The sequence below is a fragment of the Bordetella muralis genome (assembly GCF_054781015.1).
Genome location: NZ_BAAGVF010000004.1, coordinates 191,870 through 216,591, shown reverse-complemented (window position 1 = coordinate 216,591; position 24,722 = coordinate 191,870). Strand labels below are relative to the sequence as shown.

Below are 24,722 nucleotides of genomic sequence, written 5' to 3'. Positions count from 1 at the left end.
GCAACCTAGCGCATTGCACGCAAGGCATGGTCGCTGGGGACAGTGCGCCGTGGGCGCGAAAAAGGATGAGTACAAGTAGATAAAAGAAGGCTCCACCCCATGGGTAGGGGTCGGTATGCAGCAGGAGCCTGGGCATACCTGGATGGGTTCCACCCTGACGGGCCAGTGCTTGAAGGAACCCGCGGTGCTGGGGTGCCGATGTATGAAGCCCATCGGTCTTGGCAACTGTCTGGTCAGTGTAGGCCGGCCATCATCATGTATGCCGCACACAATAGGATTTGGTTTTGCCCGTATTGTTGCTGGGATGCGTGGGGCCGTCACTGCGGCGCGCAGTGACGGCCCATGTCGCGGCATCGGTGCCGTGCTGCGGCAAAAGGCGCTGCGGCAGCGTTCGCGCCGGTCCCTTACCTGTTGCGGCACTGACGCGGCCTTCGGCCTTGTCGGCTGCCTGCGCAGGGATGCCATGGTTCCCATGTCACGCCTGCACAGGCAGCTCGCGTGCAAAGCCATGCGGCAGCCTCCACACGAGCGACGTGCAATCGGTCAGAGCAAGCCGCGAGTAGTGGGTGTCATTGGCGGGCGCGTAAGCCGCAGCAGCGGCGTGCCGCCGCCGGCGAGCACCGAACGGGTGAGCACCCGGCGTAAGCGCACCATCGACGCCCACGCAGCGTATCAGCCTGTCGGCTGGGTGCCAGGGATGTGTGTCCCCCTGCACTCTTGCCCTTCGGCGAGAGCGGTGCTCCAAGCGGCCGCGCCTCGTTAAGGCCCGCAGGAGCGCGAAGCCAAGGCCAGCCCTAGGCAGGACGAGGCCGCCAGCCGTTAGCCTGCACCACCTGCGCGGCAAGCTCGCCCGCATGCTCCGGCATATTCAGCGTCTTGCGCAGGTGAGCGAGGTACGCAAACGCGGTTTCGCGCGATGCGGGCTGCATGGGTGGCTCTGGACGGGTGGCCAGACGCGGGGTCGCCGCTGTTGTACTCGCACCGGGCTGTTGTGGCAGGCTGGCAGGTTGCTCCGCCTTGCGGCCCGCCCACAAGCGAAATTCTCCGGCAAGCACCCGCTTGATCAGGCCAAAAAAGTAAGCGATGACATTGCGCACGGTGCCGCTCTGGCTGCGTGCCTGCAATTCGTCCAGCACCTCTTGGCGATGCGCGGGCGGCAGCCGGCGCAAGGCGGCCTGCACATCTTTTTGCTGATCAGTTTTAGCGTTACTCAGGCAAGGCGGCAAGGCCAAGGGGGAGGATACTGAGCCGCCCTCCTTATACGCGCGTGCGCGGTACGTACGTTCTTTTTTATACATATACGTCTTATACGTACTGTCTTGCTCGTGCGGCATGGGGTGGGCGTGGCCGGTCTGCAGCGGACTCTCCATGCTGCTGACGGAATCCTCCAACGCCGGTGTTTGGGCAGCGTCCTGGTCCGATGGCGATGGCGGCATGGGACCAGGTGGCTCGTCGTCGTCGTGGCTCGGCTTGCGAGCGTCGTTATCGCTCGCCGTGGGCGCTTGCTCCAACGTTTCCCGGATGTGCATGGCGACGCGATCCACCTGGTTGTCTTCGCCGTCGACGGACTCGTGCAACAGTTGCGCCAAGCCAGCATCCCGCTCGCTGGCCTGCTCAAAGCGCAATGCGAGCTCATGCACCTCATACCGCTCGCTCAGGACATGGCCCGTCATGGGATCGCGATGCTGCCCAATCAGACTGATCCAGCCGGTCAGACGCAGCACGACGAGTACGCGCCGCGCGGTCAGGTAGCCCGCACGCTGCCCCAGGGGCGTGGTAGTGAGGTAGCGGCGCAATTGCCCCAGGCTAGCCAGTGGGCTCACACCGTCTGCGCCGCGCAGCATGCGCAGGACTTGCCAGGCATTGCGCTCTAGCGGCGTGAGCCGGGTATCGAGCATGAGCGCAGAGGGCGTGGTAAACAGGGCATTGTGCCTCTGCGGATCGTGGTGGTGATGATGATGGTCTGACATGAGAAGCCTCCAGAGATCGGGCCACAGCGGCCCGTTACCTCCCATCTCATCGCAGTCTCGCTCACCCGTCAGGCAACAATGCGATCTGCTCCATACCCGTATTGACCGGTGCGTAGATCGCACTATTATCGCCTCGGGGTACGGCCCGTTCACTGACCCACTTTTCCAACGCACTCGTTACGAGAGGCAAGTCTCAACCCGCCGTGCGCATAGCGACGACCTTGCTCATACGCAGCCTGCCTACGTGATCCGCCCAGGCCTGCATCATCTTCGCCCGGGGCGTCAGATACAGCGCATGGTTGTAGGCGGCGCTCACGTCATCGCGTTCCTGATGCGCCAATTGCAGTTCAATGTGGGCGTGAGGCCAGCCTTGCTCATGCAAAATGGTGGACGCCATGCCGCGAAAGCCGTGGCCGGTCATGCGGCCCCGATAGCCCATACGATATAGCGCATAAAGAATCGTGTTGTTGCTCATGTGCGTAGGCTTGCCCGTATCGGCGGGGAAGACATAATCGCGCCCGAAGGACAGCGCCCGTAGCGTTTCCAAAACGGCAATGGACTGACGACTGAGCGGCACAATGTGGGGCGTGCGCATCTTCATCCGTTCGGCAGGAATATCCCAGCGCTTGCCGGGCAGATCAAACTCGCTCCATGTTGCGCCAATCAACTCGGATGTGCGCACGAACGTCAGCACCATCAATTGCAGTGCCAGCCGGGTATGTTCGCCGCCGACGTAATGGTCAATGTCGCAAAGCAATTGCGGCAGGTCTTTGGCATCCAGTCTGGCATAGTTGCGTTTCTTGCGGGTGGGCAAGATGTCTGCCGGCTGCACATCGGCCACCGGATTGCGCTCGGCAAGATCGTGGGCCACAGCATAGCGCATGATCTGGCTGCATTTCTGCAATTGCCGCTTGGCAATATCCAGTGCGCCGCGTTGTTCGATGGCTTTTACGCAGTCCCGCACATGGGCAGTAGTCAGTTCCGCGACTGGCTTGTCGCCAATGGCAGGAAACACGTCAATCTCCAGACGTCGCCAAACATCAGCATCGTGTTTCGTGGTTTTGCCGATTTTCCACTGTTCGCGCCACTGCTGCGCCACCTTGCGAAACGTCAGGCTGGCCACCTGACGTTCTTCCTGACGCCCGGCCATCGGATCGATACCGGCCTTTAACTGGCGCTTGGTCTGAAGGTGCGCATCGCGCGCTGCCGCCAAGGTCAGAACCGGATACACCCCATAGGCCACAGTCTTGCGCTTGGCGTTGAAGCGGTAGTCGTAGCGCCAATACTTGCCCGCCCGGTTGACTAGTAGATAGAGCCCGGAACCATCGGTCAATTTATAGGGCTTGTCCTTCGGCTTGGCCTGCCGTACGGTGATATCCGATAACGCCATGACGGTATCTCTCCTGACGGTCGTTCAGATACCGTCCAACATACCGTCAGAATCTTGTCGCTGTCAACAGATCAGCTTGGATGTCCAGATAACAAAAAACCCGCAGAACATAGTGTTCATGCGGGTTTTGTGGACTTCTATAGATTTCTGTAGAACTTAAACTGGCGGAGACGGAGGGATTCGAACCCTCGATGCAGTTTTAAGCCACATGCTCCCTTAGCAGGGGAGTACCTTCAACCACTCGGCCACGTCTCCGCAGAACTTGTAATTCTAGCACGGTTTTTTTGACATACGCCACTGACGCATGCCAAAAACGGACGCGGAATCAGACTTTTTCAGCGGGTACCTGATCCAGGCCAAACGCCTTGTGCAACGAACGAACGGCCAGTTCCATGTATTTGTCGTCGATGACCACCGAGGTCTTGATTTCGCTGGTGCTGATCATCTGGATGTTGATGCCCTCTTGCGACAGCGTCTGGAACATCAGGCTGGCGACGCCGACGTGCGAACGCATGCCGATACCGACGATGGAGACTTTGGCGACTTTGTCATCGGTGACCAGTTCGCGCGCCTTGACGGCGGGCACGACTTCGCGCTGGAGCAGTTCGATGGTGCGCTGGAATTCGTTGCGGTTGACCGTGAACGAGAAATCGGTCGTGCCAGCGACGGACTGGTTTTGCACGATCATGTCGACGTCGATGTTGGCGGCGGCGACGGGGCCCAGGATGGAGAAGGCTACCCCCGGGGTGTCGGGCACGGCCAACAGGGTGATCTTGGCTTCGTCGCGGCTGAAGGCGATGCCGGAGACAACGGCGGCTTCCATTTTTTCGTCTTCCTCAAAAGTAATCAGCGTGCCCGAAGTCATTTCTTCTTCGAGCGGGATAAGGGGGTCGGTCAGCGAGGACAGCACACGGGTCGGAACGCGGTACTTGCCAGCGAATTCCACTGAGCGGATCTGCAGTACCTTGGAGCCCAGCGAGGCCATTTCGAGCATTTCTTCGAAGGACACGACGGACATGCGGCGTGCCTGCGGGACGACGCGCGGGTCTGTAGTGTAGACGCCGTCGACATCGGTGTAGATCAGGCACTCGTCTGCCTTGAGGGCAGCAGCCACGGCCACGGCCGAGGTGTCGGAGCCACCGCGGCCGAGCGTGGTGATGTGACCCTCGGGGTCGATGCCCTGAAAGCCAGTCACGATGACGACACGGCCGGCATCGAGGTCAGCGCGGATGCGGGCGTCTTCGATGGAGGTGATACGTGCCTTGGTAAAGGACGAGTCGGTGCGGACCGGCACCTGCCAACCTGTATAGCTGCGGGCGGCAACACCCTCGGCTTGCAGGGCAATGGCGAGCAGGCCGCTGCTGGCTTGCTCGCCCGTGGCGGCAATCATATCGAGTTCGCGGGGGTCGGGCTGGGGCGCGATTTCGCGGGCCAGGCCCAGCAGGCGGTTGGTTTCGCCGGCCATGGCCGACGGCACGACGACCACTTGGTGGCCAGCGGCATGCCACTTGGCGACGCGACGCGCGACGTTGCGGATGCGCTCGACTGAGCCCATCGAGGTACCGCCGTATTTGTGAACGATCAGGGACATCTCGTACTCTGGCTGGAAACCTGCCACTGCTGGGCAGGCAAAGCTGAGTATTTTAGCGCGTGGTGAAAATTTGCGCAGAGGGGGTCAATTTTGAGGAGGTTTAACGTTCGAAGTATCTCTATTTAGACGTACCGGCGGCGTGTCTGAGGGGGCGCAGGCCCTATCGTCCGGTCTGGCCGCCTGCGCGGCCAGACTCCCCTTCACCAGCCTCATCAGGCGGGGCGGACTCAACGGGCCTGCGCCCCCTCAGACACGCCGCCGGTACTCGCGATGGAGGCAGGCTAAGGTTGTTAAAACCTTTTGTTGGTTGAATTGCATTTTTAGAGCGTCTGCTTGACCTTATGAGGGCCGGCTCAATCCTATGGGAACACTTCGAGCGGATTGCGTATCGAGGCTTATGCCTCGCTGCGAGGCTCGATCCGGACTCGGCCGCGGTGGCAATGGATGACGTGCTGGGCGTGGGCGACTTGCATTTGGCGATCGTGGCCCAGGCTGTGTAGTTGGCGCAGCTGGCGTAGCAGGTCTGCCATGCGCGCTTCGGTGGGCATGCGGGCGCCGTTCAAGCGCAACCAGTGGCGTAGAACCAAGGATTGTCGGGCGGAGGGCAGACTGCGCCATCGGACCAGGGAAAAACTCGTGCCGTCGAGCGACAGTTCCAATGTGGCCATGTCGTTTTGTGCGACCTCTTCGAGGATGCTGCTTGTCTCGGCGGCGTGACGTGCGTGGCTGGCCAGGCGGGCTTGCCAGCCGGGCCAGCGGGCATCCAGCACCGGCGACAGCAATTCGCGAACGGCTGCGCGGGTGTAGCGAGGGTCGGCGTTGGTGTGATCCTGGACGGCATGCCAATCGTGCTGTTCGGCGAATGCGTGGGCGGCTTGCAGGATGCTGGCGCGGCTTTGGTTCAGCCACGGGCGATGATAGGTGATGCCATCGCGTTGCATGGTGGGTGCCATGGCGGCCATGCCATCGGGGCCCGTGCCCCGCAGCAGACGCAGCAAGACGGTTTCGGCCTGGTCGTTTTGATGATGCGCCAGCAGGATGTGCTGGACGTCATGTTGACACGACAATTCCGCGAGCGAGGCATAACGCGCGTCGCGAGCGGCGGCCTCTATACCCAGACCAGTGTTGGCATCAACCCGGGCATGTGCGGTGGCAACGGGTACGTCCAGGATACGTCCCAAGGCCTGGACGTGATCGGCCCAGCCATCCGCGGCCGTCTGCAGGCCATGGTGGACGTGGAACAGGATGATTTCAGTGCCGTGCTCGCGTGCCAGTGCAACTGCATGTGCAGCAAGCATCGCGGAATCTGCGCCGCCGCTGGTGGCGACGGCCAGACGTGCCGCCGGATTTGCCACGCCCTGCCATACCTTGCGCAGGGCCGCGGTCAAATCAGGGCTGGGAAACACGGCAATCTCAGTTACGGACTTCTTGGAATTTGCCGTACGACAGCAGGCGCTGCACGCGTTGCTCGACCAGTTGTTCGGCCGTCATGCCACGGAACTGGCGCAAGGCGTCGCCCAGTGCGCGGCGCAGCAGGCGGGCCATGACGCGCGGGTCGCGGTGGGCGCCACCTACGGGCTCGTTGACCACGCGGTCGATCAAGCCCAGGTCTTTCAGACGCGGCGCAGTGATGGCCAGGGCCTCGGCAGCCTCGGAGGCCTTGTCCGCGCTGCGCCACAGAATGGAGGCGCAGCCCTCGGGCGAGATCACCGAGTAGGTGGCGTATTGCAGCATCAACACGGCGTTGCCGACAGCAATCGCCAATGCCCCGCCGGAGCCGCCCTCGCCGATGATGGTCGTGATGACGGGAACTTTGAGTTCGGCCATGGCATACAGGTTGTGGCCGATGGCTTCGGATTGGCCGCGTTCCTCGGCACCCACGCCGGGATAAGCGCCCGGGGTGTCGACAAACGTAAAGATCGGCAGTTTGAATTTTTCAGCCAGGCGCATCAGGCGCAGGGCCTTGCGATAGCCTTCGGGGCGCGGCATGCCGAAGTTGCGCGCCGCGCGTTCTTTGGTGTCGCGGCCCTTTTGGTGGCCGATGACCATGCAGGATTCGCCATTGAAGCGCGCCAGGCCACCGACGATGGACTGGTCATCGGCATACATGCGGTCGCCGTGCAGTTCGTGGTAGTCGGTAAAGATCTCCCGGACATAGTCCAGGGTATAGGGACGCTGCGGATGCCGAGCCACCAGGGCGGTTTGCCACGGCGTCAATTTGCCGTAGATTTCCTTGGCCAGCGTCTGGCTTTTTTGCTGCAGCCGGCCGATTTCGTCGGAAATATCGACGGCAGAGTCGGCCTGGACATAGCGCAGTTGCTCGATTTTGTTCTCGAGCTCGGCCAGCGGTTGTTCAAATTCAAGGAAGGTATTGCGCATGTAGTAGGGTTCCGTTATTGGGTGCCAGGTGGTGCGTTAGTTCAGAGCCGTATGGGGCTCCAGACTGCGCCACAGGTACCAGGTCGCCACGGTACGCCAAGGCTGCCACGCCGACGAGACCTCTCGGGCCTCGAAGCGCGAGACAGGCTCTCCGCTGAAGTAGTGTAACGAGATTGCCTTGAGCAATCCCAGATCGTCCAAAGGCAACACGTCGGGTCGCTGCAAATGAAAGATCAAAAACATCTCGGCCGTCCAGCGGCCGATGCCACGAATGGCGACCAATTCTGAGACCACGCTTTCGTCGTCCATGGCATCCCATTTTTCCGGGTGCACACGGCGCTCGCCAAAATGCGCGGCTAAATCTTGTACGTATTCACATTTGCGCTGCGGCAGGCCTGCTTGCCGCAATCCCTGTACGCCAATGGTGAGCACACTGCTCGGCGTGGGGCGTTTGCCAACAGTCTCCAGAAACCGTTGCCACAGCGTATCCGCGGCCTTGTTGGAAATCTGCTGCCCCAGGATGGCGCGCGCCAGCGTGATAAAAGGCGAGCCGCGCGACGTCAGCCAGGTTTCACTATGCTGCGGAATGATTTTCTTGAGGATGCGATCGCGCCGCATCAGGTGGGCGACGGCTTCTTCCCAGTAGTCGGGCTTGGCGATGGCGATATCTGCGCTAGACATGACAGTGTGGATTCCTCAGGCGCGGCGCCATTGGGTGATACCACCGGGTTTGTCATCGAGCTCGATGCCGGCCTCGCGCAGCTGTGCGCGGATCCGGTCGGCCTCAGCGTAGTCGCGTGCCTGTTTGGCGGCCGCTCGCGCAGCGATCAGAGCATCGATCTGCTCGGCGCCCAATTCGTCAGCGGCGGCGCCCCCCTGTGCCAAGCTCGCTGCCGAATAGCGGGTCGTGCATTGAAAGTAGCTGGCCGGGTCCTGTTGCAACAGTCCCAGCACCGCGGCCAGTGCCTTGAGTTGGCCGGCAGCGTGCGAACTACGGGTGCGATTGGCGTCGGAGGCCAGCTCGAACAATGCCGCCAACGCCCCCGAGGTATTGAAATCGTCGTCCATCGCCGCCTTGAAGGCCTGCGCCGGCGGACTGCTCCAATCCACCTCGCTAGCGTCGGGCGCGACGTTCAGCAGCGCCTGGTAGAGACGATCCAGGGCGTTCTGCGCATCGACCAGGTTGTCCGGCGCGTAGTTTTGCGGGCTGCGATAGTGATTGCGCACGATAAAGAAACGCAACATCTCGGCTTCGCGCGGGTTGACGGCGTAGTCAGCCTGGTCGCCCGCAGCCTCGCCCTGGGCGATGGTCTGGCGGATGGTGCGGAAATTGCCCAGGGATTTGGACATTTTGTCCGAATCGACCATCAGCGGACCGCAATGCATCCAGATATTGGCCAAGGTGCCGCCGAATGCGCCCTCGGTCTGGGCGATTTCGTTTTCGTGGTGCGGGAATTTCAGGTCGGGACCGCCGCCATGGATGTCCAGGGGCAGGCCCAACAGGGCCTTGCTCATGGCCGAGCACTCGATATGCCAGCCGGGACGGCCCAGGCCATACGGGGACGGCCATTTGGTGTCTTCGGGTTCGTCGGGTTTGGCGGCCTTCCAGAGGACGAAATCCAAGGGGTCGCGCTTGGCCGAGCCGACGGCCACACGCTCGCCGGCGCGCAAGTCGTCCAGGGCCTTGCCCGAGAGCTTGCCGTAACCGGCAAAGCCGCGTACCGCGTAATTCACGTCGCCATCGTCGGCCCGATAGGCCAGGCCGTTTTGTTCGAGCTTGCCGATGATGTCGAGCATATCGCCCACATACTGGGTGGCCCGCGGCTCGCGGTCGGGTGACTGTACCCCCAGGGCGCGCTCATCGGCATGCATGGCGGCGATGTAGTATTCGGTAACCTCGCCAATCCGCCGCCCGGTCTCGACCGCGCGGCGAATGATCTTGTCGTCGATATCCGTGATGTTGCGTACATAGTCGACCGCCAGGCCGCTGGCGCGCAGCCAGCGCTGCACCACGTCGAAAGCCACCAGCATGCGGGCATGGCCCAGATGGCAATAGTCGTAAACAGTCATGCCACACACGTACATGCGCACCTGGCCGGGCTGGGCCGGCTTGAAGGGTTCTTTCGTACGCGATAACGTGTTGTAGATGTGCAGCATGACGCTTGAACAGGCCTCGATAAATTGCGGTGCAAGTCCCGCGGGGCGGTCGGCGCCGGCAGGCGAAACATCGGTGGATAAACGACGAACGCAACCGGGGCTAAAATGGCGGTCGTCAAGTATAGCAAGCGGCCTCGTTACGCGCCCAACGCGTCTCCATTTTTAACGGATACCCCTGTGACCCTAAACCGCCTTTTCCGTATAACCATGCTGATCCTGCCGCTGGTAGCCCTGCCAAGCGGTGCCGCTTTCGGGCAGGCCATGGGCGGAGGTGGCAACCTGCCCTACAACGACACGGAGACGCGCACCAAGCTGGATCCGCCGCGGCCGGAAGGCGGCTGGAAAGGCCTGGCCAATCTGCTCGAGGCCCTGAAACCGGGCGTGGACACGCGCCTGGATCCGACGCCGTCGCAGATCACGACCTATATCGAACGCCTGCTCAACGACGGCAAGAACGAAGAAGCCCTCGCGATGATCGAGCAGCGCGAGGCCGCCATCAAAGACCAGCGAGGCACCGATGTGCAGCTCATGTTCCAGCATGCGCGTGCGCTGGCTGCGTTGGGACGCACGTCCGAAGCGGTGAGCCTCTACACGGAGATGACTACCCGATTTCCAGAGTTGCCCGAACCCTGGAACAATCTGGCTGCGCTGTATGCACAACAAGGCGAATTGGACCGGGCCCACGAGGCCCTCGAGATGGCGCTACGCGCCGATCCGAATTACCCGGCTGCGCGCGCCAACATGGGAGACATTCAACTCATGATGGCGCTGCGGACCTATCGTAATGCTGCGAACCAGGGCGTGCCTGGCATGAACGCCAAGGCACGTGAAATCGAAAACATGCTGAAGGAAAGCCAACACAGATGATTTCGCGCTACTCTCCTCTACATTTGCTGCGCTTAGCGGCCTGCAGTGTTGCCCTGGCAATTGTGCCGGCAGCAGTGAGCGCCCAGCCGGCAACCCCATCAACCCCCTCCTCCAAAGAAGGCACAAAACCCATGAGCACCTCTCCCCGCGTCAAACTGCAAACCAATCAGGGCGATATCGTGATTACCCTGGATGCGGAAAAAGCCCCCAAGACCGTGGAAAACTTCCTGAGCTACGTCAAGACCGGTTTTTACAACGGCACGATTTTCCACCGCGTCATTGACGGCTTCATGATCCAGGGCGGCGGCTTCGAAGCCGGTCTCAAGCAGAAACCCACACAAGCCCCGATCGAAAACGAGGCCAACAACGGCCTGAAGAACGACAAGTACACCCTGGCCATGGCGCGCACCAGCGATCCGCATTCGGCTACCGCTCAGTTCTTCATCAATGTGTCGAACAACGACTTCCTGAACTTCACTGCTCCCACGCCGAATGGCTGGGGCTACGCCGTGTTCGGCAAAGTCACCGAGGGCACCGAGGTCGTCGACAAGATCAAGGGTGTGAAGACCGGAAACAGCGGCTTCCACCAGAACGTGCCGACCGAGGATGTGGTCATCGAAAAGGCCGAAGTCCTTGAATAAGGTGACATTGCAGGGCCCCGTCTGGCTGGCTTCGGATGTGCACCTGGGGCCGGCCACGCCGGCCACCGCAGAGGCATTTCTGGGGTTTCTGGACGCGGCGGCAGACGAAGCCGCCGCCCTGCTCTTGCCCGGCGACATTTTTGACGTCTGGATTGGCGACGATGTCATCAAGATCGCGCCGCCCTGGCTGGCGGCAGCGCTCCAGGGGCTGCAACGCACAGCGGCCCGCATTCCGGTCTGGCTGGGACGTGGCAACCGCGATTTTTTGATGGGCGCCGATCTGGCCAATGCGCTGGGCGCGCACTTGCTGCCCGAGCCCGCCCTGTTGGAAACGGACTTTGGCCGTATCCTGCTGACCCACGGCGATGAGTACTGTACGGACGATGCGGCCTACCAGCAGTTTCGGACCATGGTGCGCAATCCGCAGTGGCAAGCCCAATTTCTGGCCAAGACCATTCCCGAACGCATGGCCATGGCGCAGCAGGCGCGCGGCGAGAGTCAATCGGCGAATCAAATGAAATCCGCCGAGATCATGGATGTCAACGCACAAGCGATCGAGCAGGCCTTTCGCGAGGCCGACATCGATATTCTGGTGCACGGCCACACACATCGCCCTGCCCGGCATGTCCTGGAGGTCGATGGACGCCGCCGCGAACGCTGGGTGTTGCCCGACTGGGAATGCGATCATGCCACTCCGCCGCGTGGCGGCTGGCTGGTGATCGACCGCGATGGCATCACGCCTTACGATCTGGATATCGCCTGATCGCAGCCTGACTCTGGCAAGGGCCTGAAACAAAACGCTGGATTCACGATGTCGCGAATCCAGCGTTTTTTATTTCATGTTTGCAGTCTCAGACCCGTCACCTCAGACATGCGTCGTGAGCCAAATAGCCACCACAATACCCAACGCAATCCGATACCAGGCAAACACCCGATAGGTGTGATTGGCCACAAATCGCAGGACCGCCCGCACCACGACCAGCGCACTCAAGAAGGCCGCGACGAAGCCCACCGCGATGGCCGACAAATCATGGCTGCTCAGTAAACCGATATTGCGGTACATGTCATAGACCGCAGCCCCCAGCATCGTGGGCATGGCGAGAAAGAACGAAAATTCCGTTGCCGTCTTGCGTTGGATGCCAGCAATCATCCCGCCGATAATCGTCGCGCCTGAACGCGACACGCCAGGAATCATCGCGACGCACTGTGCGACGCCGACGCCGATCGCCTGCTTCCACGTAATCTGCTCCAGCGTACGGGCGGTGGCACGTTCATCCGACGCAGAGTCATCAGCCGCCCCCGGCACATCGCCAGGTGTATGGTGCGTGCGGCGCTCTACCCACAGCATGACGAGCCCACCCAGCACCAACGTCACGGCGACCACGCCTGGGTGATAGAACACGCTTTTGATGGTCTTGATGAAAATCGCCCCGATCACCGCAGCCGGCAGGAAAGCCAACAGCAGATTGCGGGTAAAGGCGACTTCGACAGGCACACCCGTCAGCGTACCGCGGATCAATTGCCACAAGCGCGCGCGGAACACCCACATCACCGCCAGGATCGATCCCAGTTGAATTACCACCTCGAACACCTTGCCGGAGCTCGAGGTGAAATTGATCAAGTCACCGATGACGATCAAGTGCCCCGTGCTGGAGACCGGAATGAACTCGGTCAGTCCTTCGATGATGCCGAGGAAAAAAGCCTTGATCAGGTATAGAGTGCTATCGGTCACAGTGTACGTAGAAAAAAAGATTAATTAACCATCGCCATCGGCATCGGCCTCTGACGGCATCAGATACATGCGCTCAACGCGCACCGAAGCTATGCGGCGGCCATCGAGCTCCATCACCTCGAAACGGAAACGATAATGCAGGTCCTCGTATTCGCAACTATCGCCAGGCCGCGGCAAATGGCCAAAACGCGCCAACAAGTAGCCCGCCAGCGTGGAATAGTCCTGCGCGTCGTCGAGCAGGCCTTCGGTTTCCAGCACTTGCTCGACATGATGCAGGTCGGCAGCGCCGTCGATTCTCCAGACGTTGTCCTCTAGCGGCGTGATGTCGGGCAGTTCGTCCTCATCGGGGAACTCGCCGGCAATCGCCTCGAAAACATCAATCGGCGTGACCAGGCCCTCGATCGCACCGAACTCGTCGGCCACCAGCACCAACTGCCCGCGTGAACGCTTGAGCGTGTCCATCAAGCGCAGGATACCAATAGATTCGTGGACGATGATGGGATCACGCAAACGGTTACGACGAATATGGCCGTCGGTGATCAAGTCCGCCACCAGATCTTTGGCGCGGCCAATTCCGATGACCTCGTCAAGTGAGCCGCGGCACACCGGGAAAAAGCTGTGAGGCGCCTCGGTCAATTGCGTGCGTATCGTCTGCGCGTCGTCATCGATATTGACCCATGACAGATCGGTGCGCGGGGTCATGATGGAGCGTATCGAGCGCTCGGCCAGTGTCAATACGCCACTGACCATGTTGCGCTCTTCGACACCGAAGGCTGGCGTGTCGGGCCGGTCTGGGCGCGCGATCGCGGTGTCGTCGCTCTCGGCTGGCGGGCGCTTGCCCAGCATGCGCAGCACGGCGCTGGCCGTACGGTCACGCATCGGGCGGGTCGCATCCAGGCGGAGCAGATTGCGGCGCGCCACCTGGTTCAGCGCCTCGATCGCCACCGAGAAGCCGATCGCGGCGTATAGATAGCCCTTGGGTACTTTGAAGCCAAAGCTTTCGGCCAACAGCGAAAAACCGATCATCAGCAAAAAGCCCAAACACAGCACGACCACGGTGGGGTGCGCATTGACGAAACGCGTCAACGGTTTGGAGGCAATCAGCATCACGCCAATCGCAATGGTCACCGCCATCATCATGATGGCCAGATGATCCACCATCCCTACGGCGGTAATGACCGAGTCCAGCGAAAACACGGCGTCCAGCACCACGATCTGCGTCACGATGACCCAGAAACTGGCGTAAACGCGCGGCCCGAACACCTCGGCGGCCTTGCCCTCGATGCGTTCGTGGAGTTCGAGGGTCCCTTTGAACAGCAGAAACAGGCCGCCCACCATCAGGATCAAATCTCGACCCGAGAACGTCAGCGGCCCAACAGAAAATAGCGGAGCAGTGAGAGTGACCAGCCACGACATGACGGACAACAGGCCCAGACGCATCAGCAGCGCCAAGGATAGACCCACGATACGCGCGCGGTCGCGCTGCGCGGGGGGCAGCTTGTCAGCCAGAATGGCAATGAAAATCAGGTTATCGATCCCCAGGACGATTTCAAGAACGACCAGGGTAAGCAGGCCGACCCACGCGGCGGGGTCCTGCAGCCACTCCATCAAGAGCTCCGAAAGTTTTGGAACCGCCAATCGTACATGGAAATGGCGCGACTTGCCGGCAACATGCCGGCAGATGAGGAAAAATCGGGCGGCGAATTTGCTTGGGCACGCGGCAAATTCGCGCGATACGGGGCATCATCAACATGAGAACGCCCCCCACAGCACACACTGACCCGCCCCTGATGACGAGGCGGGTGCCGGATTCGCCCTGGCCTATCCGGATCTCAGGCCGAAGGAACTGGCTCGCAATCGAGCCAGCGCAAGCGCCCTGCTCAGTCCTGCTTGGGCTGCAAAGCAGCCAACATCTGCGTAAAGATCTTGGGGCTGCCGGCGAGCACATTGCCGGAATCCATCCACCCTTGTTCGCCATCCAGATCGGCGACCAGACCGCCCGCCTCCTGGATCAGCAGGCTGCCTGCGGCCACGTCCCAGGGTTTGAGCTTGAGACCGCAGAAACCGTCCAGGCGGCCCGTGGCCACATAGGCCAGGTCCAGCACGGTCGAGCCCATACGGCGCACGCCGCTGCAGTTCTCGGTCATTTGGCGGAATCGGCCGCCGCCGGCATCGGCATCGCCCGAGCGCGGCCAATGCGCGCCCAGCAGCGCCTCGGCATAACGCGTGCGGCTCGACACGCGCACACGGCGGTCGTTCAGGAACGTGCCGCTACCGCGGCTGGCGGTGAACAACTCGTTGCGCGACGGGTCGTAGACCACGGCCTGCGTGACCTGCCCACGCTGGGTCAAGGCGATAGACACGGCATAATTGGGCAAGCCATGAATAAAGTTGGTCGTGCCGTCCAACGGATCGATGATCCATTGGAATTCGGCCTGCTCCGGCCCTTGCAGGCCGAATTCCTCGCCCAGCACCGCATGATCGGGATAGGCGGCATGCAGGGTCTCGACAATGGACTCCTCGGCAGCACGATCGACATCCGTGACATAATCGCGCGGTCCCTTGCGGGCTACGCTGATTCGTTCCAAGTCCAGGCTGGCACGATTGATGATGGTGCCGGCACGCCGGGCCGCCTTGATGGCGATATTGAGCATCGGGTGCATAAAATTCCGTACGTATGCAATAAGGCCCAACGGGAATGCCTGGTTTCACCAGCCGTTTCCCCTTGAGCGACAACATGGGGCGGCCCTGCCGCAATCGCGCGGCAAAGCCCCGAAAAATCAGGATGGCACTAGGCCAAACCGGGTATTTTAAATGACTCAAGCATTTTCACGCGTTCAGTTCATCATGGTACAGCCCAGCCACCCCGGAAACGTCGGGTCGGCGGCACGTGCCATCAAGACGATGGGCTTTCAGAATCTGGTCCTGGTCGAACCGAAATTTCCCGACATGACCACCCAACCCGAGGCCATCGCCCTGGCCAGCGGCGCCGTCGACGTCCTCGAACACGCCCGGATCTGCGCCACCCTGGAAGAAGCCCTGGCTCCGGTCACCCTGGCATTTGCCCTGACGGCGCGCGTGCGGGACCTGGGGCCTCCGCCCTGCGACATCCGTGAGGCAGCCGAACTGGCCAGCGATCACCTGGCCAACGCAGAATCGGGCGACACCGCCATCGTACTGGGCACCGAGCGGGCAGGCCTGACCAACGCGCAGATCGCATTGTGCCATCGCATTTGCCATATCCCCGCCAACCCGGAATACAGCTCGCTGAATGTCGCCCAGGCTCTGCAACTCGGGGCGTGGGAACTGCGGTACGCCCTGCTCAAGGCAGCCGGCGCGGCCATGTTGCCCGCCTCGACCGCGCAACAGGCCGACCCGGGCGCGGCGCTCGCCCCCAGCGAGGCCGTGCTGGCATTTCTGAAACACTGGGAAGAAGCCTTGATCCAGATCGAGTTTCTCGACCCGGCCCACCCCAAAAAACTGATGCCGCGCATGCGGCACCTGTTCAGCCGCAGCGGCCTGACCCGCGACGAAGTCGATATGCTGCGCGGGGTGTGTACCGCGATGCTGCGTAAAACAAAGATCGTCGACGATAAACAGAAATAGTTCGTCCGACTATCACTGACCGATGTGCTGGCGCCTCGGCACACGTCCCCGGAGCCAGGCCCTCATCATATTCCTGCCCGCCACAAACAATCAGGCGGGCCGCAGCCCGCCTGATTGCCGTTCCGTATCAAGAGAGCGTAAGGAAACGCAATACCGAAGTTGCTTCCTTGCCGCCCTATGGGGTTGTCCGGGTGAAAGATCCGCCCGTCCTTATTCCCATCAATCGACTTGTGCGCCCGACGCCTTGACCACCGGCGCCCAGCTTTCGACTTCCGACTTGATGAAAGCGCCGAACTGATCAGGCGTCGTCTTTTCACCCACAGCGCCCAGGCCCTCAAACGCCTTCTGCACCTCGGGATTGTCTTGTGCCTTGACGATCGCGGCGTTGAGCTTTTCGATGACTTCCGGCGGCGTGCCTGCCGGCGCGATCAAACCGAACCACGACGACACGTCGAATTTGTCAAAGCCCAATTCCTGCATCGTAGGCAGATCGGGCGCGGAGGGCGAACGCTTGGCCGTGGTCACCGCCAACGCCTTCAACTTGCCGCCTTTCACATGCGGCCAAGAGGACGGCATGTTGTCGAACATGAACTGAACCTGGCCGCCGATCAGATCGGTCACCGCCGGCGCGCTGCCTTTGTAGGGCACGTGCAATACGTCGATACCTGTACGCATCTTGAACAGTTCGCCAGCCATGTGAATCGACGTGCCGCTGCCCGACGAGGCAAACGCCAGTTTGCCGGGATTCGCCTTGGCGTAATCCACTAATTCTTGCACCGACTTCACCGGCACCTTCGGGTTCAGGACCAGAATGTTCGGAACCTTGGCGCCCAATGCGACCGGGACGAAATCCTTGGTCAGATCGAACGAAACGTTGCGGTACAGCGTCTGGTTGATGGCGCTGGTCACGGCCACAAACAACAATGTGTAGCCGTCGGGATCCGCACGTTTTACGTAATCAGTCGCGATGTTGCTGCCGGCGCCGGGCTTGTTTTCTACGACGAAGGATTGACCCAATGTCTGCGTCAACTCCTTGGCCATGATGCGAGCGATCACGTCAGTCGTGCCACCCGCAGAAAAACCTACAACAATGTGCACGGGCTTGTCTGGGTAGGCGGCTTGGGCACTGGCGGCGATCGCCATCGAGCCCAAAACACCGGCAAGCAGCGACGCGGCATGGCGAAGAAAACGGGGCTTTTGACCTGTGGTCATGTCGTGTCTCCTGTGAAGTGTCCATAGTACGGACGTTATGATTGGGAATACCGACCGGATTTTCCACTAGTCAATACGGTTCCGGCAAGGTAGAGTCCACACCACGGACGATTTTGCAGAGCGCCGCTTTACGAGCGCGCGTTGCATCGTTATTAGTTACAAGTTCGAGTGCAGCATGTCGATTTCTGAGAACTCTTCCGGGCCGCGTACCCTGCGCCGTGGCCTGACAGTACTGGCAACCCTGCGTGATCACGGCGCTGGCGGCTTGAGCATTACCGATCTTGCCCGCCTGACGGGGATCCAACGCCCGACGATCTACCGCCTGCTCGCGGCGCTGTTGGACGCTGGCTTGGTCTTATCCGTGCCCGGCACTAAAAAATACCGGGCTCAATGGGCGACGACGCCGGATACGGTGACCCCGGATCCCCGCATCAGCCAGACGCTGCCCAGCCTGAAACGCCTGGCCGAGCGCACGGGAGATGCCGTGTTCCTCGTGGTGCGCGAAGGCGACGAGTCGGTCAGCCTGCATCGTGAGATCGGCGGCTATCCCGTGCAGATCCTGGCCACATATGCCGGCAAGCGCCAGCCTCTGGGCGTCGGCTCGGGCGGCATGGCGATCCTGGCCGCCCTGCCCGATTCTGTTGCCCACAGCATCGTCGAGCGCAATTCAGGATATCTGGATGAATATGGCGGCATGACGCCTCACGAGATGCTGAGATTGATTGAAAACACGCGTGCGCGCGGATATTCCGTCGTCGGCAACCATGCCGTACGCGGCGCGCTGGGCGTGGGCTGCGCCCTGCTAGATCCTCAAGGAGCGCCCATTCTGGCGATCAGCGTGACGGCCATCATTGATCGCATGCCTGCGCCACGGCAGCGAGAAATCGCGGGCTGGATCCATGCGGAACTGGCCCGACTCTCATTGCGCGGCGTTTGATGGTGCCAGTCCGGGCCAGAAACGCGGCGGAATCAATGCGCAGCGGTTTCGCGTAAGGAACGCGCGGTTGATAACAGCAGCCCGCTCTCGCGCAAGGGAACGCCGAAATATGGCTTACTTGGACGGTTCCTGGATTTCGCGCACAGGAATGGGCGCCTTGAAACCAGCAGAGGCCAGGGTCTGACGGATCTGGTGAAACAGACCCCAACGCAGATCCCAGTATTGTGCGGCCGCACACCACATGCGGACATTGACCACCGTACCGTTGTCTTTGTATTCGCTTACCTTGACCAGCGGCGCGGGATCTTTCAGCACCAAGGGATGCGACTCGACGATCTTTGTCAGGCTAGCGATCGCCGCATCCAGGTCGTCGCCATAATGAATCGTGACAGGCAGATCCAGGCGGCGCGTCACATTGCGGCTGTAATTGGTGATAGTCGCGCCCCAAACTACGCTATTGGGCAGCGTGATGTGAATACCATCGGCCTGCACCAGGCGGCACAAAAAGAGGCCAACCTCTTCGACTGTCCCTTCGGTGCCCGTGCTCAGCGCAATATATTCGCCGGTGCGCAAGGGACGCAGGATCAACAGCATGATGCCCGCCGCAATATTCTGCAGCGTATTCTGCAATGCCAAGCCTACGGCCAAGCCCGCTGCGCCCAACACCGCGATCAAACTGGCTGTTTGCACACCGAATCGCGCCAACACCGCAATGACCGTGAAAATCCGCACGGTCCACACCACCACGCTGTAGAACATCGGCACAATCGTGGCATCGATACGCGGCGATCGCGTTGCGGCACGCCGCACCCAGCTGCCGAGCAAGGATGATATCCACCAGCCCAGGATCAATATCACCAGCGCCATGGCGACATTCACCGCGCCTTCGGTCAATCGCGGCATCAGGGATTCCAGGCTCATCAAGTACTCACGCATGTCTTTTTCCAACAGGTCGAAATCAAGCGCACAACGTTATCCGTGCGCCCAATGATTAAACAGCTCGAAACTGTATCAAATCACGGTGACTATGCCGAGTCTTGTTGGCTTCCGTCACAAACGCCGGAAATGGTTATCCCAGGACAGACCGGCGGACGGCGTCAAGATCGATTGTGGAGATGCGTCGGGACCTGCCTGCACCAGCGCGCCCATGCCGCTGTTGACTAAAAAGCGTCCCGGCGCCAACGGCGCGACGCCGCAGCCATCCGACAGGCGCGTTGTCCCAAGCATGCGGCCGTTGGTGGCCTCCCAATACAGCACCTGATTACCCACGGGACTGCTGGTCGCGATCACGCCTCCTGCCGGATCCGCAGCCACCGAGCCGATGTAATTGCGGCAATCGCGCAGCACGTCCTCAGGGCCGGCGAACAACTCTGGCTCGTGCCCCCTACGATGCCGCCCCACCAGCGCTGGCCGCTCGCTGGCCGGCCCCATATGCTGGCAACCGAACCACACTGCCCCATCAGCCGCCAACGCCAGATGACGGATCGACAAACGATGCAGATCCTGCGTCAACTCGACACGCTCGATCAAACGTCCATCGTTCGCATCGATATACGCCAACGACGGGCGCATCGTATCCAGATTCAATTCCAGCTTGCCGTAATCCGGATGCGTCAGAATGCCGCCATTGGCCACACAAAGCGTCTTGCCGTCTGGCAATAGGACGACCTCATGAGGACCAATGCCGCCGGTTTCAAATTCACCGACACGGCGATAGTCGCCACCCTCCGACGCATCGTAAACGCCCAGCACGCCCTTGCCCGCTTCGTAGGCGTTCTCTGTTGCCACCATACGTTTGCCATCGGGCAGATAGACACCGTGACCGAAAAAATGGCGCTCGCTCGCGGCCTCTAGCGCGACCGGAGGCCGGGAACCGTCGATACGAAAAGCGACGGCGAAAAATCCCGGCTGGCGACCGAACACCACAGCGCGCCCTCTCTCGGGATCCAGCGCAAAACTGTGGCCGCGTGAGGGCATGGGCACGACCAGTTGATCGCGGCCCTGAACATCCAATACAACGGCCTCATAACGACCGTGGGCCTTGCGCGCGGCCACATACAGCGGGCCTTCGGAGGCGGCCAAACGGTCTGTACGACTGGCTACTTCCTCGGATACATCCGTAGCGGCGCGCAATCCAGCAGGCGACAGACCAGCCAGTGCAGTCAAGGCCAAAAAGCGGCGGCGATCAATCTCCATCGAGCGCATTGAATCCAATCGTGACGCCCAAGGCAGGGGCGAAGTTCTGATCCACAATGTCTTTGGCATTTTTCAGGATCAAACCCGCCAATGCCAAGCGTTGCCACCCGGCCTCATCGGCCAACAATTGCTGCAATGGTTCGTTCACCTTGTCCAGCACTTCAGCGGCGCGATCAAGTTCACCGGTCAACGAAACCCCGATCCACTCTTCGCCCTTGGGATAGCGATAACCCCCCGCGTCGTAAAACGCACGCATCCCTTTTACGCTTGCGGCCAACATCGGTATGGTCGATTCGCTGCGCCAAAAGGCGGCGCGTGGCGCGCGGGCTGCCTGCACGGAGTCGCCCAAAACGGGCAACAGTTTGACGTCGCGCGCAAATTGCAGGCCGGTCGATAACGCTTTGATCGCCTCGGCGGCGACCTCTTGTTGAGTGCGATAGAGATCATTGCCCGCGGCAGGCGCAGTGAACTGCCGGCCAAATTCCCCTTTGGCGCTCCAGGCCTGTTGCAACTCGCCCGACACAGCCGCGACGTTGCCCGCCACAGCCACGGCGTAGCTGCATGCATAGGCCGTATCCTTGCCCGGCGCCGATTTCACCAGACCCGGCGAGTCGTACAACACGTATTCCAGTGCAGGCAAACCTTGCATGGCCACACTGCGCGAGGCCAGCGCGCCCGGTGCTACTGCCGCTGGATCCGCCGCCGCCAACAACGCACGGACCTGACGCTGCATCACCCCGCGGGTGTCCGGCCAGAACGCCAATTTCTCATAGCGGTTGCCCTGCACCAGCGGTCCGAAACGTAAAAACTCCACGCCAGCCCAGGCCTGCAGCGTCCCGGCAAAGGTCTGCTGTACGCCTTTCACATCAGCTTGTCCGCCGCTATCGCACCAGGTCTTTAAAGCCTGCTCCAAATGATTGGCCTGTTCCGCCAGCTTGGCGACAGCGGGCCGCGCGTACCCATCGGCCAGGCGCTTGCCCAAATCGCTGGGCGCCTGCGCCAAGGCGGGCCAGGGTGCAAACACCATGACCGCAGCCGATATCCATTGCTTCGTCTTGAACATACTTGCTCCTCTCGGACCGCTCACAGCGACTCCAGGAATCGAATCAGATCAGCCCGCTCCTGCGGCGTCATCGCGACAACCCTGTCACGCGCAGCCTGGGCTTCGCCACCGTGCCACAGCACCGCCTCCAGCAGCGACCGCGCACGTCCATCGTGCAGCCACGTCGCATTGGGATTCACCGTGCGCGTCAGGCCTATGCCCCACAACGGCGGCGTGCGCCATTCGCTGCCGCTGGCTTCATCCTCGGAAACCTGATCCGCCAATCCCTCGCCCATGTCGTGCAACAGCATGTCGGTATACGGCCAGATCAACTGAAAACGATGTTCCTCTCGCGCCGCGTCCCGCCGCGTCACATACTTGGGCACGTGACAGGCAACACAATTTGCCTCGTAGAACAGTTTTTTCCCGGCCAGCACGCGAGCGTCGTCGACATCACGTCGCTGCGGCACAGCCAGATTCACAGAATACGTCGTCACGAAATCCATCAGCTCGGCCGGGACCTCATGTTCGCCCAAATGCGGTTGTGCACCGTGCGGCATATCGAAGCACGCGGGCTGAGCCTTGGTGCACTCGCCGTAATGACTGGGGAACAACGGCGTAGACAACCCCATGTCATTCGAAAACGCCGCCGCGCTTTGCTGTTCTACTGTCGGTTGGCTGGCTTTCCAATTAAAGCGTCCCAGCACGCGCTCGCCGGTGCGGCGATCACGCGTCCAGTTGGGCCGCCCGCTGATGCCATCCCCATGATCGGCAGCTGCATTGGCCAGGATATCGGCGGGATGGATCGCCTCCAGCAGCCCCAGGCCTATCATCGGTTGGGCAATACGCGGCGATATCTGCACGTCCTGGCGCATTGGGCCATAACCCAGGTTTTCGATGCGGTAAGTCGGCTTCATCAACGTCGCCGTCTCGCCGCCATTCAATGGCACCGTCACCGGTTCATAATCAATTTCCAGGCTGCCTTCGGACGGCAATCCTGCGACCGCGAAATTCTGCAACTGCACGCCATAGACTGGCTCAGGCACAAAGGGCAAATGGCCCGACGCCAATTGCCGACGCTCCTCGTCCGTCGTCGCAGGCACCGACAAGCGCAGCAACAAGGCCACCGCGTCCGAGCGTTCGAGCGGATCGAATCCCGGCACCGAGCCTCGGCCGTCCTTGGTATGACAGGCCTGGCACGAACGCGCATTGAACAACGGCCCCAGGCCGTCCGATGCTTGTGTCGATGACGGCGACGAGACCCAGTCTTTACGGAACAGACCGTTGCCCACCAGGAATTCCTGACGTCCTTCGAACGTCAGATTGGCAGACGGATGCGAAAAGATGTCTGCGTTGATCATCTTGCGCGTGGTCCCGGCCCCGGCAGGCAAGGTCTCGAATGACTCCGGCGCCGAAAAATCGCGCGTCGGCGCGGTGACCTTGGCCACGCGCGCACGGTCTTCTTCTGTCAAATCATCACGCCCGTCAGAGGCGCCAACGGCGCTGGCTGCCGCCAGCGCCGTCAGTATTGCAACAGCGAGCTTGTTCACTGAAATACGGCTTCCGGTTTGTCCAGACTATCCGAGCCTTCCAGTGCGACGTCGCCCAACTCCAGCGCCGCAATCACACGCTCCAGACTGCGCGTCTGGTCGATCAGGCTGTCGATGGCTTTCTGCACCACCGCATTGCCCTCGGCATTGCCCGATGCGATCATCTGGTCATAGGTCTCGACCTTTTCCGCACGATCACGCATGGCCTGCATTGCCGCGACCGTCGCATCCAACTTGGCGCGCATTTCTGCATCCAGCTTGGCATCGCGTGCCTTGACCAGATCAGACAGGCTCGCACCCGTGACGTTCTTGCCATCTGTGCGCTGGTAGTCGCCCAGATAGACGTTGCGAATACCGATCTGGTTGTAATAGTGCGAGTTATGCGTATTGTCCGAGAAGCAATCGTGCTCTTCTTCAGGATCGTTCAGCATCAGGCCGAGCTTCATGCGCTCGCCGGCCAACTCACCGTATGACAGGCTGCCCAGCCCCGTCATCATGGCGATCAAACCGGCCTTGGGGTCCTCTTCGACGGCCTTGCGGGCGGCGCCATCGGATTTCCAGTTAGCGACCATGCTCTCCAGGTCGGAGACGAGCAGATCGGTCACCGCCTTGAGATATTCAATACGGCGTTCGCAATTGCCGCCGGTGCAGTTGGCAGGATCAAAATCCGTGTGCGGACGGTTGCCCGAGTGGCGTTCCTGCGGCGTGCCGGTACGATCGGCAGGGGCGGCGCCCGTACCGTTCAAATCCTGTCCCCACAACAAAAACTCAATGGCGTGATAACCCGTCGCTACGTTGGCCTCGTTACCGTCGGCCTCGTGCAGCGTCTCAGACAGCAGTTCGGGCGTGATCTTGCTGGCGTCGATGGTCTTGCCGCCCACATTGATCTTGGAATTGGCAATGACATTGACCGCATAAAACGCGTTCTGGTCGTTTTCCGTACCATACGACGCGTCCACGTAATCGATCAGGCCTTCGTCCAGCGGCCATGCATTCACGCTGCCTTCCCAGTCATCCACAATGGGATTGCCAAAACGGAAGGCTTCCGTTTGCTGGTAAGGCACCCGGGCCGCCAACCAAGCGGTGCGCGCGCCCTTCAGCGTCTCGGCGCTGGGCTTGGCGATCAAGGCATCAATCGCCGTGCGCAAGGCCTGAGCCGTCGTCAGGGAATCCTCATAACCCGCCAATGCGATGTCGGAATAGGTTTTCACCACCGCCTTGGGTTCGGCAGCCGCCTGAGCGGCGCCTCCCGTCAGGGCGGCCATCAGCAGCGCGCCATAGAGCAACTTGCGCATCGGAACAATCTCCTTTGTTGAAAAAAGCGCGCCCCGCGTGGCCGCGCTTTCTTAGAAATCGATGAGATAACGCAAGTGTAAACAATTTTCGTTTAATGTTCAGTTCAATGTCAGTGTTCTTTATCCCAAATGTCAGAATCAGCCGATAACTCCGGTT

21 protein-coding genes and 1 tRNA gene are annotated in these 24,722 nt (G+C 61.0%); 5 read left to right on the top strand and 17 right to left on the bottom strand.

The genetic code is table 11. From position 1 onward, the window contains the following. Nucleotides 1-794: 794 nt before the first annotated feature. The 8 genes from ACYVIT_RS09620 to cysS form a co-directional block, all read right to left on the bottom strand. Entirely contained in the window at nucleotides 795-1,970 is a 1,176-nt protein-coding gene (locus ACYVIT_RS09620) for an STY4528 family pathogenicity island replication protein (protein ID WP_415807574.1), read from the bottom strand. Nucleotides 1,971-2,163: 193 nt separating this feature from the next. Further along, on the bottom strand, nucleotides 2,164-3,360 hold the full coding sequence (locus ACYVIT_RS09615) for a tyrosine-type recombinase/integrase (protein ID WP_415807575.1): 1,197 nt from the start codon (nucleotides 3,358-3,360) through the stop codon (nucleotides 2,164-2,166). A gap of 162 nt (nucleotides 3,361-3,522) precedes the next feature. Continuing rightward, nucleotides 3,523-3,615, bottom strand: a tRNA-Ser gene (locus ACYVIT_RS09610). 70 nt (nucleotides 3,616-3,685) lie between these two features. Then, entirely contained in the window at nucleotides 3,686-4,951 is a 1,266-nt protein-coding gene (locus ACYVIT_RS09605; protein WP_415807576.1) for an aspartate kinase, read from the bottom strand. A gap of 395 nt (nucleotides 4,952-5,346) precedes the next feature. After that, the gene (gene tilS / locus ACYVIT_RS09600; protein WP_415807604.1) at nucleotides 5,347-6,339 is read right to left on the bottom strand and encodes a tRNA lysidine(34) synthetase TilS; all 993 of its coding nucleotides are present in this window, start codon (nucleotides 6,337-6,339) and stop codon (nucleotides 5,347-5,349) included. A 25-nt stretch (nucleotides 6,340-6,364) separates the two neighbouring features. Continuing rightward, nucleotides 6,365-7,330, bottom strand: a complete 966-nt coding sequence (locus tag ACYVIT_RS09595) for an acetyl-CoA carboxylase carboxyltransferase subunit alpha (RefSeq protein WP_415807577.1) — start codon at nucleotides 7,328-7,330, stop codon at nucleotides 6,365-6,367. Between the two features lie 36 nt (nucleotides 7,331-7,366). Next, nucleotides 7,367-8,011 (bottom strand): DNA-3-methyladenine glycosylase family protein, encoded by a 645-nt coding sequence (locus ACYVIT_RS09590; protein ID WP_415807578.1) that lies wholly within the window; start codon nucleotides 8,009-8,011, stop codon nucleotides 7,367-7,369. Nucleotides 8,012-8,026: 15 nt separating this feature from the next. Next, nucleotides 8,027-9,487, bottom strand: a complete 1,461-nt coding sequence (cysS, locus tag ACYVIT_RS09585; protein ID WP_415807579.1) for a cysteine--tRNA ligase — start codon at nucleotides 9,485-9,487, stop codon at nucleotides 8,027-8,029. A gap of 261 nt (nucleotides 9,488-9,748) precedes the next feature. Between cysS and ACYVIT_RS09580 the strand changes: the two genes are divergently transcribed. From ACYVIT_RS09580 to ACYVIT_RS09570, 3 genes are all read left to right on the top strand, one after another. Continuing rightward, the gene (locus ACYVIT_RS09580) at nucleotides 9,749-10,354 is read left to right on the top strand and encodes a tetratricopeptide repeat protein (RefSeq protein ID WP_415807605.1); all 606 of its coding nucleotides are present in this window, start codon (nucleotides 9,749-9,751) and stop codon (nucleotides 10,352-10,354) included. 131 nt (nucleotides 10,355-10,485) lie between these two features. Further along, a complete protein-coding gene (locus ACYVIT_RS09575) occupies nucleotides 10,486-10,995 on the top strand; it encodes a peptidylprolyl isomerase (protein ID WP_415807580.1) in 510 nt (169 codons plus the stop codon). Further along, complete coding sequence (locus ACYVIT_RS09570; RefSeq protein ID WP_460478188.1) at nucleotides 10,988-11,758, top strand: UDP-2,3-diacylglucosamine diphosphatase; 771 nt, start codon at nucleotides 10,988-10,990, stop codon at nucleotides 11,756-11,758. The genes ACYVIT_RS09575 and ACYVIT_RS09570 overlap by 8 nt, the downstream gene beginning before the upstream one ends. A 102-nt stretch (nucleotides 11,759-11,860) precedes the next feature. Here the strand turns inward: ACYVIT_RS09570 and ACYVIT_RS09565 are convergent, their stop codons facing one another. From ACYVIT_RS09565 to ACYVIT_RS09555, 3 genes are all read right to left on the bottom strand, one after another. Beyond that, nucleotides 11,861-12,727 (bottom strand): undecaprenyl-diphosphate phosphatase, encoded by an 867-nt coding sequence (locus ACYVIT_RS09565; protein ID WP_415807582.1) that lies wholly within the window; start codon nucleotides 12,725-12,727, stop codon nucleotides 11,861-11,863. 24 nt (nucleotides 12,728-12,751) lie between these two features. Beyond that, complete coding sequence (locus ACYVIT_RS09560; protein ID WP_415807583.1) at nucleotides 12,752-14,335, bottom strand: TerC family protein; 1,584 nt, start codon at nucleotides 14,333-14,335, stop codon at nucleotides 12,752-12,754. 272 nt (nucleotides 14,336-14,607) lie between these two features. Continuing rightward, nucleotides 14,608-15,390 (bottom strand): inositol monophosphatase family protein, encoded by a 783-nt coding sequence (locus ACYVIT_RS09555; RefSeq protein WP_415807584.1) that lies wholly within the window; start codon nucleotides 15,388-15,390, stop codon nucleotides 14,608-14,610. 151 nt (nucleotides 15,391-15,541) lie between these two features. On the opposite strand from ACYVIT_RS09555, the gene ACYVIT_RS09550 reads away from it, so the two are divergent. After that, nucleotides 15,542-16,333, top strand: coding sequence for an RNA methyltransferase (locus ACYVIT_RS09550; protein ID WP_415807585.1), 792 nt, complete (start codon nucleotides 15,542-15,544; stop codon nucleotides 16,331-16,333). A 219-nt stretch (nucleotides 16,334-16,552) separates the two neighbouring features. On the opposite strand, the gene ACYVIT_RS09545 is transcribed toward ACYVIT_RS09550, so the two are convergent. Next, entirely contained in the window at nucleotides 16,553-17,545 is a 993-nt protein-coding gene (locus ACYVIT_RS09545) for a Bug family tripartite tricarboxylate transporter substrate binding protein (RefSeq protein ID WP_415807586.1), read from the bottom strand. Nucleotides 17,546-17,720: 175 nt separating this feature from the next. On the opposite strand from ACYVIT_RS09545, the gene ACYVIT_RS09540 reads away from it, so the two are divergent. Beyond that, on the top strand, nucleotides 17,721-18,482 hold the full coding sequence (locus tag ACYVIT_RS09540; protein WP_460478187.1) for an IclR family transcriptional regulator: 762 nt from the start codon (nucleotides 17,721-17,723) through the stop codon (nucleotides 18,480-18,482). Between the two features lie 114 nt (nucleotides 18,483-18,596). On the opposite strand, the gene ACYVIT_RS09535 is transcribed toward ACYVIT_RS09540, so the two are convergent. The 5 genes from ACYVIT_RS09535 to ACYVIT_RS09515 all read right to left on the bottom strand — a co-directional run bounded on the left by ACYVIT_RS09535 (nucleotide 18,597) and on the right by ACYVIT_RS09515 (nucleotide 24,565). Beyond that, nucleotides 18,597-19,418 carry a mechanosensitive ion channel family protein gene (locus tag ACYVIT_RS09535; protein WP_415807588.1) on the bottom strand — a complete coding sequence of 274 codons (822 nt, stop codon included), beginning with the start codon at nucleotides 19,416-19,418 and terminating at the stop codon, nucleotides 18,597-18,599. 114 nt (nucleotides 19,419-19,532) lie between these two features. Further along, nucleotides 19,533-20,678 carry a DUF1513 domain-containing protein gene (locus tag ACYVIT_RS09530; protein WP_415807589.1) on the bottom strand — a complete coding sequence of 382 codons (1,146 nt, stop codon included), beginning with the start codon at nucleotides 20,676-20,678 and terminating at the stop codon, nucleotides 19,533-19,535. Then, nucleotides 20,668-21,741, bottom strand: coding sequence for an imelysin family protein (locus ACYVIT_RS09525; RefSeq protein WP_415807590.1), 1,074 nt, complete (start codon nucleotides 21,739-21,741; stop codon nucleotides 20,668-20,670). Before ACYVIT_RS09525 ends, ACYVIT_RS09530 begins: the two co-directional genes overlap by 11 nt. A 20-nt stretch (nucleotides 21,742-21,761) precedes the next feature. Further along, nucleotides 21,762-23,270: a di-heme oxidoreductase family protein gene (locus tag ACYVIT_RS09520; RefSeq protein WP_415807591.1), complete on the bottom strand. Its 1,509-nt coding sequence runs from the start codon at nucleotides 23,268-23,270 to the stop codon at nucleotides 21,762-21,764. Beyond that, entirely contained in the window at nucleotides 23,267-24,565 is a 1,299-nt protein-coding gene (locus ACYVIT_RS09515) for an imelysin family protein (RefSeq protein WP_415807592.1), read from the bottom strand. The genes ACYVIT_RS09520 and ACYVIT_RS09515 overlap by 4 nt, the downstream gene beginning before the upstream one ends. Nucleotides 24,566-24,722: the final 157 nt, after the last annotated feature.

Bases quoted from the DNA above. Each gene is read 5' to 3' on its own strand.
- ACYVIT_RS09620 (WP_415807574.1), bottom strand. From the start codon at position 1,970: ATGTCAGACCATCATCATCACCACCACGATCCGCAGAGGCACAATGCC.
- ACYVIT_RS09615 (WP_415807575.1), bottom strand. From the start codon at position 3,360: ATGGCGTTATCGGATATCACCGTACGGCAGGCCAAGCCGAAGGACAAG.
- ACYVIT_RS09605 (WP_415807576.1), bottom strand. From the start codon at position 4,951: ATGTCCCTGATCGTTCACAAATACGGCGGTACCTCGATGGGCTCAGTC.
- ACYVIT_RS09595 (WP_415807577.1), bottom strand. From the start codon at position 7,330: ATGCGCAATACCTTCCTTGAATTTGAACAACCGCTGGCCGAGCTCGAG.
- ACYVIT_RS09590 (WP_415807578.1), bottom strand. From the start codon at position 8,011: ATGTCTAGCGCAGATATCGCCATCGCCAAGCCCGACTACTGGGAAGAA.
- cysS (WP_415807579.1), bottom strand. From the start codon at position 9,487: ATGCTGCACATCTACAACACGTTATCGCGTACGAAAGAACCCTTCAAG.
- ACYVIT_RS09580 (WP_415807605.1), top strand. From the start codon at position 9,749: ATGGGCGGAGGTGGCAACCTGCCCTACAACGACACGGAGACGCGCACC.
- ACYVIT_RS09575 (WP_415807580.1), top strand. From the start codon at position 10,486: ATGAGCACCTCTCCCCGCGTCAAACTGCAAACCAATCAGGGCGATATC.
- ACYVIT_RS09560 (WP_415807583.1), bottom strand. From the start codon at position 14,335: ATGGAGTGGCTGCAGGACCCCGCCGCGTGGGTCGGCCTGCTTACCCTG.
- ACYVIT_RS09555 (WP_415807584.1), bottom strand. From the start codon at position 15,390: ATGCACCCGATGCTCAATATCGCCATCAAGGCGGCCCGGCGTGCCGGC.
- ACYVIT_RS09550 (WP_415807585.1), top strand. From the start codon at position 15,542: ATGACTCAAGCATTTTCACGCGTTCAGTTCATCATGGTACAGCCCAGC.
- ACYVIT_RS09545 (WP_415807586.1), bottom strand. From the start codon at position 17,545: ATGACCACAGGTCAAAAGCCCCGTTTTCTTCGCCATGCCGCGTCGCTG.
- ACYVIT_RS09540 (WP_460478187.1), top strand. From the start codon at position 17,721: ATGTCGATTTCTGAGAACTCTTCCGGGCCGCGTACCCTGCGCCGTGGC.
- ACYVIT_RS09535 (WP_415807588.1), bottom strand. From the start codon at position 19,418: ATGCGTGAGTACTTGATGAGCCTGGAATCCCTGATGCCGCGATTGACC.
- ACYVIT_RS09530 (WP_415807589.1), bottom strand. From the start codon at position 20,678: ATGGAGATTGATCGCCGCCGCTTTTTGGCCTTGACTGCACTGGCTGGT.
- ACYVIT_RS09525 (WP_415807590.1), bottom strand. From the start codon at position 21,741: ATGTTCAAGACGAAGCAATGGATATCGGCTGCGGTCATGGTGTTTGCA.
- ACYVIT_RS09515 (WP_415807592.1), bottom strand. From the start codon at position 24,565: ATGCGCAAGTTGCTCTATGGCGCGCTGCTGATGGCCGCCCTGACGGGA.